Source organism: Pseudomonas sp. G1002 (genome assembly GCF_013385455.1).
In the GTDB taxonomy this organism is placed as follows: domain Bacteria; phylum Pseudomonadota; class Gammaproteobacteria; order Pseudomonadales; family Pseudomonadaceae; genus Aquipseudomonas.
Genome location: NZ_JACAPY010000028.1, coordinates 253,801 through 265,376, shown reverse-complemented (window position 1 = coordinate 265,376; position 11,576 = coordinate 253,801). Strand labels below are relative to the sequence as shown.

At 60.6% G+C, this 11,576-nt stretch carries 9 protein-coding genes; 5 read left to right on the top strand and 4 right to left on the bottom strand.

Translation table 11 applies throughout. The features are described from left to right. Positions 1-2 precede the first annotated feature (2 nt). Entirely contained in the window at positions 3-293 is a 291-nt protein-coding gene (locus HX801_RS18965) for a hypothetical protein (protein ID WP_157222894.1), read from the top strand. A gap of 138 nt (positions 294-431) precedes the next feature. Then, the gene (gene putP / locus HX801_RS18960; RefSeq protein ID WP_177022510.1) at positions 432-1,916 is read left to right on the top strand and encodes a sodium/proline symporter PutP; all 1,485 of its coding nucleotides are present in this window, start codon (positions 432-434) and stop codon (positions 1,914-1,916) included. A gap of 269 nt (positions 1,917-2,185) precedes the next feature. On the opposite strand, the gene HX801_RS18955 is transcribed toward putP, so the two are convergent. Continuing rightward, positions 2,186-2,680: a DUF2165 family protein gene (locus tag HX801_RS18955; protein ID WP_008439179.1), complete on the bottom strand. Its 495-nt coding sequence runs from the start codon at positions 2,678-2,680 to the stop codon at positions 2,186-2,188. A gap of 188 nt (positions 2,681-2,868) precedes the next feature. Between HX801_RS18955 and HX801_RS18950 the strand changes: the two genes are divergently transcribed. Both HX801_RS18950 and HX801_RS18945 read left to right on the top strand, forming a co-directional pair. Beyond that, positions 2,869-4,902 (top strand): type VI secretion system tip protein VgrG, encoded by a 2,034-nt coding sequence (locus HX801_RS18950; RefSeq protein ID WP_177022509.1) that lies wholly within the window; start codon positions 2,869-2,871, stop codon positions 4,900-4,902. Next, on the top strand, positions 4,899-5,612 hold the full coding sequence (locus HX801_RS18945) for a DUF4123 domain-containing protein (protein WP_023659354.1): 714 nt from the start codon (positions 4,899-4,901) through the stop codon (positions 5,610-5,612). The genes HX801_RS18950 and HX801_RS18945 overlap by 4 nt, the downstream gene beginning before the upstream one ends. Here HX801_RS18945 and HX801_RS18940 read toward each other — a convergent pair. Beyond that, positions 5,598-6,875, bottom strand: a complete 1,278-nt coding sequence (locus HX801_RS18940) for an O-acetylhomoserine aminocarboxypropyltransferase/cysteine synthase family protein (protein ID WP_008439168.1) — start codon at positions 6,873-6,875, stop codon at positions 5,598-5,600. The two genes, HX801_RS18945 and HX801_RS18940, sit on opposite strands and share 15 nt — an antisense overlap. A 174-nt stretch (positions 6,876-7,049) precedes the next feature. On the opposite strand from HX801_RS18940, the gene HX801_RS18935 reads away from it, so the two are divergent. Then, entirely contained in the window at positions 7,050-7,886 is an 837-nt protein-coding gene (locus HX801_RS18935) for a 23S rRNA (adenine(2030)-N(6))-methyltransferase RlmJ (protein WP_003209435.1), read from the top strand. A 134-nt stretch (positions 7,887-8,020) separates the two neighbouring features. Here HX801_RS18935 and msrA read toward each other — a convergent pair whose 3' ends face one another. Then, the gene (gene msrA, locus HX801_RS18930; RefSeq protein ID WP_102367962.1) at positions 8,021-8,668 is read right to left on the bottom strand and encodes a peptide-methionine (S)-S-oxide reductase MsrA; all 648 of its coding nucleotides are present in this window, start codon (positions 8,666-8,668) and stop codon (positions 8,021-8,023) included. A 74-nt stretch (positions 8,669-8,742) separates the two neighbouring features. Then, the gene (locus tag HX801_RS18925; RefSeq protein ID WP_003209437.1) at positions 8,743-11,433 is read right to left on the bottom strand and encodes a bifunctional diguanylate cyclase/phosphodiesterase; all 2,691 of its coding nucleotides are present in this window, start codon (positions 11,431-11,433) and stop codon (positions 8,743-8,745) included. Between the last annotated feature and the right edge of the window lie 143 nt (positions 11,434-11,576).

Sequence of the window (11,576 nt, the reverse complement as noted above, 5' to 3'; positions counted from 1 at the left end):
GCGTGGCATCAGCTGGCGGCAAGATTAGCTTTGCGCCGAGAGAGGTGCAACCGGGTGCAACCCTTTTTATCCATGAATTTTTTGATGCTGATCGGGAAAAATTATCGCCGCAGCCGAATCGGCTGCGCCTTGGTGCATTTGCTTATGACTTTGGCTGCTCTTGCTCCGAAAAGGAGCAAAAACACGGTGTTTTCCACAAAAAACATCGAGGTGCAACTTATTCTCAAGAAACTGGTTGCACCTTATTTGCTTTGTTGAATAGCATTCGCGCCCAAGGTGCAACCTCTTACTGACGGTTCATCGGCTGATGGCTTTCCTGGGGAAACGTCAGTCATAAATGCGCGGCGCCAGGCTTCGTCTATCCACTAGCAAAGTGGATGGCCGTCCGGACAGACCGCCGCTACATAAAAACAAAGCCAGGGCGTAACTCAATGAGCGTAAGTAATCCTACCCTGATCACATTTGTGATCTATATCGCTGCCATGGTGCTGATCGGCTTCATGGCCTATCGCTCCACCAACAACCTTTCCGACTACATCCTCGGCGGTCGCAGCCTCGGCAGCGTGGTTACCGCGCTTTCGGCCGGTGCCTCGGACATGAGCGGCTGGTTGCTGATGGGCTTGCCCGGCGCGATCTACATGTCTGGCCTGTCGGAAAGCTGGATCGCCATCGGCCTGATCGTCGGTGCCTACCTGAACTGGCTGTTTGTAGCCGGCCGCCTGCGGGTGCAGACCGAGCACAACGGCGACGCCCTGACCCTGCCGGATTACTTCTCCAGCCGTTTCGAAGATAAAAGCGGCCTGCTGCGAATCATCTCTGCGGTGGTGATCCTGGTGTTCTTCACCATCTACTGCGCTTCCGGCATCGTGGCTGGCGCCCGTCTGTTTGAAAGCACCTTCGGCATGTCCTACGAGACCGCGCTGTGGGCCGGTGCTGCCGCGACCATTGCCTACACCTTCGTCGGTGGTTTCCTGGCCGTGAGCTGGACCGACACCGTGCAGGCCACGCTGATGATCTTCGCCTTGTTGCTGACCCCGATCATCGTGCTGCTGGCCACCGGTGGCGTCGACACCACCTTCCTGGCGATCGAAGCGCAGAACCCTGACAACTTCAACATGCTGAAAAACACCACCTTCATCGGCATCATTTCGCTGATGGGCTGGGGCCTGGGTTACTTCGGCCAGCCGCACATCCTCGCGCGCTTCATGGCGGCGGATTCGGTGAAATCGATTGCCAAGGCGCGCCGCATCTCCATGACCTGGATGATCCTGTGCCTGGGCGGCACCGTGGCGGTGGGCTTCTTCGGTATCGCCTACTTCTCGGCGCACCCGGAAGTCGCCGGTCCCGTGACCGAGAACCACGAGCGTGTGTTCATCGAGCTGGCCAAGCTGCTCTTCAACCCATGGATTGCCGGTGTGCTGCTGTCGGCCATCCTGGCGGCGGTAATGAGCACCCTGAGCTGCCAGTTGCTGGTGTGCTCCAGTGCCCTCACCGAAGACTTCTACAAAACCTTCCTGCGTAAAAACGCCTCCCAGGTCGAGCTGGTATGGGTCGGTCGCGCCATGGTGCTGTTGGTGGCGCTGATTGCCATCGCCATGGCCGCCAACCCGGAAAACCGTGTACTGGGCCTGGTGAGCTACGCCTGGGCCGGTTTCGGTGCTGCGTTCGGTCCTGTGGTACTGATCTCCGTACTGTGGAAAGGCATGACGCGTAATGGCGCATTGGCCGGCATCCTGGTGGGTGCGATCACCGTGATCGTGTGGAAGCACTTCAGCCTGTTTGGCCTGTACGAAATCATCCCGGGCTTCATCTTCGCCAGCCTGGCGATCTACTTCGTGAGCAAGCTGGGCGCTCCGACGGCTGGCATGCTTCAGCGGTTTGACGCAGCCGAGGCGGATTACAACCTCAACAAGTAATCGGCGGGGGCTTGAATGCCCGCTGAAGTGAAAACGGCCCGCATCTTTTGGATGACGGGCCGTTTTTTTTGCCTTCCAGATCTCGCAGTGTTGTTTTCACAGGTTCAGATGATCACTGAAGTAAACGGCCAATGTAAGCGCTCGCCTGGTGGCTGTGAGCGTTGAATGTGAGGCGGTTTTTATACTTTGGGAAAAGGGCTACAAACTACCGTCAGCTATCTGACAGTAGTTTGTGAAAGGGCATCCACCGATTTTGAATTCGTGGTTTTTCAGTCGTGGTCAGTGTCCGGCTGGTTGAGAAAAATCAGCACACCCAGGATCGCCATATAGAACTTGAACGCCGCTTCCTGGCCGTTCCACTGATGGGATTGCCACATCAGGAACCACTCGCCGCCGATCACCATAAAGCCGAAGAACCACACCACGAAACCCAGGGTCAGCCCGACGATTGCGCTTTTCTTGGCGCGATTGAAGTCGATACCTGTGGCACGACGAGCCCGCCACAAGGCCAGTGCTCCACGCGCCAGCAGCACGGCCGTCAGTGCTTCACCGGCGATGATCAGCCAATACGCACCGTGCCACAGCCATGGGGTGGTGATGGCGCGATACATCGCGGCGTTGCCGGGGAAGGTGGTGTCCATGCTCAGCACATGTTTGACGAAGGCAAAGTTGGAGCCGTAGTCGGTGATGTTGCTGAAGGCCACGAGTGTGGCGAAGGCTGCCAGGGCAAGGGTCAGGACGATTTTTGCGTAGCGGGTGGCCATGTTTTTTCCATTGTCATGGGGCGACGGGGGACGAATACGCTAGCACGCTGGTGGTAGGGCTTCGATGCCTGATACATGAAGATTAAAGCGCCTGCGATGTAGGGATTTACTGATTTGCCTGAAGCGCACTCAGCTCGGCAAACAGCTGGTGCAGAATCGGCCACCCACTACTCGCAGAGAAACACCGGATGTTCGCTCCTGCCAATCAAAGTGCCTTTAGCCTGACCCTCGACGGTGTGCCAAGTGTTCTCAAGGTACGTGAGTTCACTGGCGATGAATTCATCAGCCTGCCCTATCGTTTTGACCTTGAACTGGTCAGCGAGCAACCCGACCTTGACCTGGAAAGCTTGATGCATCGCCAGGCGTTCCTGGGGTTTGATGCGCATGGCCATGGTATTCATGGCCAGGTCTATCGGGTGGCGCAAGGCGACTCGGGCAAGCGCCTGACGCGTTATCAGATCACGCTGGTTCCGCAGTTGGCTTATCTTGAGCACAGCGCTCACCAGCGGATTTTCCAGAACCGGACGGTGCCGCAGATCATTGCACTGGTGCTGGAAGGGCAGGGTATCCAGGCGGATGCCTTCTCGTTTCAACTGAGCGGGGTGTACCCCGAGCGTGAGTACTGCGTTCAGTTTGGCGAAACCGATCTGGCGTTCATCCAGCGCTTGTGCGCCGAGTCGGGCATTCACTACCACTTCCAGCATCACCCCGAGCGCCACCTTTTGGTGTTCGGCGATGACCAGAGCGTGTTCGCCCAGCCTGAGCAAGCCACTCAATACGCGGCGGGTTCGGGGATGGTTGCCGACACGCCGGTGATCAAGCGTTTTACCCTGCGGTTGAAGACCCGTACCACCGATGTGAATCTGCGGGACTACGACTTCAGAAAGCCACGCCTGAGCTTGGAAAGCACGGTGTCCGGCGGCCAGCGTCCCATGCTGGAGGAACAGTGTTATCCCGGGAATTTTACGGATCGCGCTCATGGTAAATACCTGGCGCAACGTAGGTTGGAGCGCCATCGCGTTGACTTTCGCCAGGCCAGTGGCCATAGCGACCAGCCGTCCCTGGTCAGCGGGCAGTTCCTGAGGATGGAAGGGCATCCTCGCCAGGAATGGAATGATTTGTGGCTGGTCACCCAGGTGACGCATGCAGGGCGCCAGCCTCAGGTGCTGGAGGAGTCGGCCATCGACGCCTCAGGTGATGAATCGGCTCAGGGCTACAGCAATCACTTTGTCGTAACGCCATGGGAGGTGCCGTTTCGAACACCGCTGCTGGTATCGCGACCGCCGGTGTCTGGCTATCAAAACGCCGTGGTTACAGGGCCGGCAGGCAGCGAGATCCATTGTGACGAGTATGGCCGGGTCAAGGTGCAGATGGCCTGGGATCGCGCCGGGGAGCACGACGAACATTCCAGTTGCTGGCTGCGGGTGGCCAGTGGCTGGGCCCATGAGCACTACGGCTCGGTGTTGATCCCGCGGGTGGGCATGGAGGTGCTGGTGGGTTTCGTCGACGGCGACGCCGACACGCCGCTGGTGGTCGGTTGCCTGGCCAATGCCGCCACGCCGGTGCCGCTGGACCTGCCAGCCGACAAGACCCGCAGCATCTTCCGTAGCCAGACCAGCCCCGGCGGCGGTGGCTACAACGAGCTGCGCATCGAGGACCGCAAGGGTGCCGAGGAAATCTACCTGCGCGCCCAGCGCAACTGGACCCAGCATGTATTGCACGACCAGCACGTGCAGGTCGACAACCAGCGCGATGTGATCGTCAAAGGCCTTGATCGTCACGAGCTTCAGGGCGAAGAACAGCGCACCACCCACGGCAACCGCCTGACCGAACTCAAGCAGGACGATCACCTGATGGTCGCGGGCTCCCAGCAGGTACGTGCCGGGTTGACCATTCACATCGGTGCCGGGCAAAACGTCGTTATTGATGCGGGTGCCAGCGTGACCCTCCAGGCCGGTGGGCAGTGGATCAACGTTTCGGCGGGCGGGATTTTCAGCAGCACGCAAATCCAGCTTGGCGGCTCCCCGGCACCGGCGGGAGCGCCGCTGACGCCGGGGCTGCAGGAAAAGTTGCTGGCGGTAATACCTGCACCGTTGAGTGCCGTCCAGGTGTTAAGCCTGAAGCGCAGCGCACCCTTTTGCGAAGAGTGCGAGCGCTGCAGGAATGGCGTGTGCAATACGCCCCTGCATCGCAATACATCACTGCCCGCGGGTGCGCCATGATTTCTCCCGGGCAGTGGCTTGAGGCTGCGCCGTTGCAGGCGGGCGAGCAGTTGTTTGTGGTGATGGGCAATGCCAGCGACTGCAAGCCGCTCGATGCGTGGCGGCGTACCGACGGACGTGCACTTAGCCCCATCTGGGCGGGCAGCGAGTATGCAGCGTGGGAGGAGGTCATGCCCTACGTCGCGGTGGTCGCCGTCGACAGCGCTTTTTTGAAATGGGCCGCTGAATGTGAAGGTATCGACTGGGGTTGGCTGGCGGTGTCGTCCTGTTCCTTGCACACCGTCGTCGAGCATCTGCGCAGCCTGACCAAGGTACTGTTGCCGGAAGGGCCGGCGGTGTTCTTTCGCTTCTGGGACGGTGCTTATGTCCTGCCTGTGTTGCAGGCGCTGGGGCCACAGGCGAAGGAGTTGCTCCCGGTGTTCAGTCGCTACTGGATCAATGGTCGCCAGCATGAGGTAGCGGTTACGGCAGCGGGAGCGGCAAAGCCCGGCCCATGGTGGCAAGTGCCGCCGCATGTTCTCCAGCACCTGGGTGAGCAATCGAGCGTTACGCAGGTGGACAACCTGTTGCAATGGCTGGAAGAACAGCGCCCGGACCTATACAGCGCCTTTGTGCCAGCGACCTTGAAGCACAAGGTCGCCTACTTCGTGCGCCGGCCGGATGTCAGCCATCAGGCGCTGGCCGCCTGGCTGGCCTCAGAGCTGGGTTGAGGCCAGCGACTGCTGCAAGTCTTCGATCAGGTCCTCAATCGCCTCAATGCCCACCGACAGGCGAATCATCTCCGGCTTCACCCCGGCCTTCGCCTGCTCCTGTTCATTCATCTGGCGATGGGTGGTGGACGCCGGGTGGCAGGCCAGGGACTTGGCATCGCCAATGTTCACCAGGCGCTTGAAGATCTGCAGCGAATCGTAGAAACGCACGCCCGCCTCATAACCACCCTTCAGGCCGAAGGACAGAATCGCCGACGGTTTGCCCTGCATGTATTTCTGCGCCAGGTGATGGTGGGGGTGATCCGGCAGGCCGGCGTAGCTGACCCACTCCACCAGTGCGTGGTCTTGCAGGAAGTGGGCAATCTTCAAGGCGTTTTCGGTGTGGCGCTCCATGCGCAGGGCCAGGGTTTCCAGGCCTTGCAGCAGCAGGAATGCATTCATCGGCGCCAGGGCCGCGCCGGTGTTGCGCAGCGGCACGGTACGGGCGCGGGCAATGAACGCCGCCGGGCCGAATTTTTCGGTGTAGACCACACCGTGATAGGCCGGCTCCGGCTGGTTGAGTCCGGGGAATTTCTCCGGGTACTGGGTCCAGGGAAAGGTGCCGCTGTCGACGATCACGCCACCCAGCGAGTTGCCGTGGCCGCCCACGTATTTGGTCACCGAATGCACGACGATGTCCGCGCCGAACTGGATCGGCTTGCACAGGATTGGCGTGGCCACGGTGTTGTCCACCATCAGCGGCACGCCACGGGCGTGGGCGACGTTGGCCAGGGCTTCGATATCGATGATATTGCCTGCCGGGTTGCCGATGCTCTCGCAGTACACCAGTTTGGTGTTGTCATCGATCAGCTCGGCGATGGCTTCGGCGCAGTCGTCACGGGCGAAGCGCACGTCAACGCCGAAGCTCGGCAGCAAATGGGCGAACAGGGTGTAGGTGCCACCGTACAGCTGCGGGGTGGTGACGATGTTGTCACCGGCACGGGTCAGGGTCTGGATCGCGTAGTGGATCGCCGCGCTGCCGGCCGACACCGCCAGGGCCGCGATGCCGCCTTCCAGTGCTGCGATGCGTTGCTCCAGCACGTCGTTGGTGGGGTTCATGATGCGCGTGTAGATATTGCCGGGCACGTCGAGGTTGAACAGGTCGGCGCCGTGCTGGGCGTTATCGAATTCGAAAGCGACGTTCTGGTAGATCGGCACGGCGACGGCCTTGGTAGTCGGGTCCGACTTGAAGCCATGGTGCAAAGCGATGGTGGCGTCTTTCATGAGTTGTTATGACCTCCATGGATAATTGCTCGCCACAATAAATCCGCTTTCGCACCGCCAATTAGACTATTTTCGGCAGCGCCCCTGTGTTTGCGGCATAAGCGCCACCTGACGCGCAGCCCTGCACCTTTGCCTGCGTAAAAGGTAAACTTCGCCCCCTGCGCAGGAGCAACCATGAATTATCGTCACGCCTATCACGCCGGCAACCACGCCGATGTCTTCAAACACCTGACCTTGACCCGCCTCATCGCCCTGATGTCGCGCAAGGAGCAGCCGTTTGCCTATCTCGACACCCACGCCGGCATTGGTCTGTACGACCTGCAGGGCGACCAGGCGAACCGTACCGGTGAATACCTGGAAGGCATCGCCCGCCTGTGGGGCCAGGCCGACCTGCCGCCGCTGACCGCCGATTACATGCGTGTGCTGCACGAGATGAACCCGGATGGCGAATTGCGCTACTACCCGGGTTCGCCGGAGCTGGCGCGACGCCTGACTCGTCCTCAGGACCGCGTGCTGCTCAACGAAAAGCACCCGGAAGACGGCCTGCTGCTCAAGGACAACATGAAGGGTGATCGTCGGGTGAAAGTCCACCTTGGCGAAGGTTGGCACGTGCCGCGGGCATTGCTGCCGGTGCCGGAAAAGCGTGCGTTGATGTTGATAGACCCGCCGTTCGAGAAGCTCGACGAGATGCAGCGCTGCGCCGCGTCCCTCAAGGAAGCCGTGAGCCGGATGCGCCAGACAGTGGCTGCGATCTGGTACCCGGTGAAGGACCAGCGCATGCTGCGCCGCTTCTACCAGGACCTGGCCGGTACCGGTGCGCCGAAGTTGCTGCGGGTGGAATTGCTGGTGCATCCGCTGGACACGCCCAACACCCTGACCGGTTCGGGTCTGGCGATTGCCAATCCGCCGTGGGGGCTGGAGGAGGAGTTGCGTGAGCTGCTGCCGTGGTTGTCCAAGCAGCTTGGGCAAACCCAGGGTGGCTGGCAGATGGACTGGCTTATCGCCGAGTAAGCCAATCGCAAGGTATTGAAGACCCAATGTGGGAGCGGGCTTGCTCGCGAAAGCGGTGTATCAGAAACACATTCAGTGACTGACACTCCGCTTTCGCGAGCAAGCCCGCTCCCACATTTTTATCGGTGTCGCTCTTAGATCGGGCAGGTCACGCCGGTGCCGCCGATTCCGCAGTAACCCTGCGGATTCTTCGCCAGGTACTGCTGGTGATACGCCTCGGCGAAGTACACCGTCGGTGCTTCTTCGATTTCTGTGGTGATGGTGCCCAGGCCGGCCTTGGTCAGTTCAGTCTGATAAGCCTGTGCACTGGCCTTCGCCGCTTCCAGATGCTCCGGTTTGACCGCATAGATCACCGACCGGTACTGGCTGCCGATGTCATTGCCCTGGCGCATGCCCTGGGTCGGGTTGTGCAGTTCCCAGAACATTTTCAGCAGCTCTTCGTAGCTGATCTTGTCCTGGTCAAACACCACCAACACCACTTCGCTGTGGCCGGTCAGGCCCGAGCAGACTTCTTCATACGTCGGGTTCGGCGTATAGCCGCCGGCATAGCCCACCACCGTGCTGACCACACCGTCGCGCTGCCAGAAACGACGCTCTGCACCCCAGAAGCAACCCAGGCCGAAGATCGCAAACTCTACGTTGTCGACAAAGGGGCCCAGTAGCGGGTTGCCGTTGACGAAGTGCGTCTCGGGCAGCGACATCGGGGTTTCACGGCCAGGCAAAGCTTGTTCTTGAGTGGGAAGCACGTTTTTATTCACCAGGATTTCCGAGCGCAAGACCATGATCAGTCCTCTCAGTCAGATTGAGTTACAAGTAAGAGTTCAGACTGCCAGTGTGCCCGAGTGTTACCGCGCTGTCAGGCGATTGGCCCGCGAGGATAGCGTTTAAGCATCGTCATCAGCTCGGCCCCCGGGATTGGCCGGTCGAACAGGTAGCCCTGGCCGACGTCGCAACGGTGGCGGCGCAGGAACGCCAGCTGCTCGGCGGTCTCGATGCCTTCGGCCACCACCTTGAGCTTGAGGTTGTGGGCCATGGCGATCACCGCCGAGGTGATTTCCATGTCGTCCTGGTTGTCCGGGATTTCATGGATGAAGCTGCGATCAATCTTGATGATGTCGATCGGGAATTTTTTCAGGTAGCTCAGCGACGAGTAACCGGTACCGAAGTCATCCATCGCCAGGGTCAAGCCGAAGCTCTTCAGTTGGTCCAGTTGCAGGCGCGTGTCTTCGGTGGCTTCCAGCAGCAGGCCTTCGGTCAACTCCAGTTCCAGCAGGTTGGCCGGCAACTGTTCTTCCTTGAGGATCGTGGCAATCGAGGCCACCAGGTCCGGGTCGGAAAACTGCTTGGGCGACAGGTTGATCGCCACTTGCAGGTTGCCCATGCCGGCGGCGGTCAGCTGTCGGCTCATGCGGCAGGCCTGGCGGGCGATCCATTTGCCGATGGGGATGATCAGCCCAGTCTCTTCAGCCACGCTGATGAATTGATCGGGGCGGATCATGCCCTTTTCCGGATGGTTCCAGCGTAACAACGCTTCCATCCCCAGCAGACGACCGCTGCGCAGGCACAGCTTGGGCTGGTAGAACACGTCCAGTTCGTTCTGGGTCAGGGCGCGGCGCAGGTTGTTTTCCACGAACAGCTTGTAGCTGGCTTCGGCATTCAGCGCTTCGGTAAATACCTGCACCTGGTGTTTGCCGTTGGCCTTGGCCTTGTGCAGCGCCAGGCCGGCGTTGCGCATCAGGGTCTGCGGGTCGCGGCCATGCAGCGGCGCGCAGGCGAGGCCCACGGAGCCGGTGACGCTGATCAGCTGGTTGTCGACGAACATCGGCTTGTCGAGGGTCGCCAGCAACTGGCTGGCGACCTGCTGGCCGGTTTCAAGGTCGGTATCGTCCAGCAGCACGGCAAATTCGTTACTGGCAAACCGCGCCAGGCTGCCACTGGCGGTCAGGCTGTTGCGCAGGCGCCGGGCCAGGCTGATCAGCAGCTTGTCGCCGGTCTGGTGGCCGAGGCTGTCGTTGATCCGCTTGAAGTTGTCGATGTCCACCAGCAGCAGGCTGATGGGGCTGTCGCTGTCCCGGGCAAAGCGTTCGTCCAGGTTGCGGATGAACGCCGGGCGGTTGCCCAGGTTGGTCAGGTTGTCGGTGTAGGCCAGCCGCTCGATGCGCTGCTGGGCCAGCTTGGTCTGGGTGATGTCTTCGTAGATGCCGATGTAATGGGTCAGCTCACGGTTGTCGCCATAAACCTTGGAGATCGACAACTGGCCCCAGTAGGGTTCGAGGTTCTTGCGCCGGCTCTTGAACTCGCCTTGCCAACTGTTGCTCTTGGCCAGGCTTGAAGGCGCGTCGAACAGCAGCTCGCTGAGGTTCTCCAGTGCCGGCAGTTCCGACAGCTGGTGGCCGTGGACTTCTTCGGTGCTGTACTGGGTGATCGCGGTAAAGCTGGGGTTGACGTATTCCACCACGCCGTCGCAATTGACCAGCAGGAACGCATTGGCGCTTTGCTCCACGGCTCGCTGGAACAAGTGCAGGGCACTGGTGGCGGTGCGGCGGTTGTGGTTGTTGATCACCTGGGCGAACTGGTCGGCCAGCTCGCCGGCAAAGGCGATCTCGTCGGACTGCCAGACGCGGGTGCTGCCACTTTGCTCCAGGCACAACACGCCGACCACGTTGCCATCGACGCGGATGCTGGCGTCGAGCATGGCGTGGATGTCCCGCGGGCGCAGGCTCTCGGCCATTTCACGCGTGCGTGGGTCGCGCATGGCGTTGGTGGCGTCGATCGCACGGCTGGTTTGCAGGGCTTCCAGGTAATCCGGGAAGCCACTGGCATCGATAGACTCTGGCAGGTGGTGCTGCTGATCGGCGCGGTGATAAGCGGAAATCGGCACCAGATGCTGGTTTTCGAGGTTCCAGATGCTCGCGCAGTCGATCTGGTAGATATCGCAGGCACTGCGGGTGATCAGCTCGGCGGCTTCCTGCAGCGAGTTGTTGGTGCTGTAGCGCTGGCGGGCCAGCAGCAGGATCAATTCCTGCTGGGCGCGTACCCGCTCAAGGTGTTGCAGTTGTTCTTGCTGGGCGCGCTGGTTGAGTTCCAGGGCAATCTGCAAGCGGCTGTTCTGGCTCTCCAGGTCTGCCGCAGGGGCTGGTGGGAGATCACTGAACAGGCCGTCGACCACCATCAGGTAGCCGCGCAGCAGGTGACGATTGTGTTGTTTGTAGGCTTCACCCAGTTCCAGCAGGCTCAACGGGCCGTCGTTGGTGTGCAGGGTGTAGCGCACCAGGTAATGCGGGCTGATGGTCAGCTGTTCCTGGATCGCATCATGCAGCTGATAGCGCGCCTGGGGCTCCATCAGGCTGGCGTAGGGCGAGCCGATCAGGGCGCACAGTTCCATCGCGGGCAGGCCGAACTGGCGTTCGCAATTGGGGTCGAGGTACAGCAGGGCCCAGCTAGCCTCATTAAGCCGCTCGAAACGCAGCATACCGAGGCGCGAAGGCACCGGTAATTGCGTCACTACCTCGGCCGCCGTACGGGCGACATCGGGTTGGCTTTTCATGGGGAAACTCGCTTGGAAAAATGCGCATCGCGCCGGGCTCACGCCCTCTTTACTGTTGCCTGCGGCAAGGTTGCATCATGCAGCACAGGCTGACAAGAGAGGATGAAGGCTAAGTGCTATAAGTGGGTTATCGGCCAGCGAGC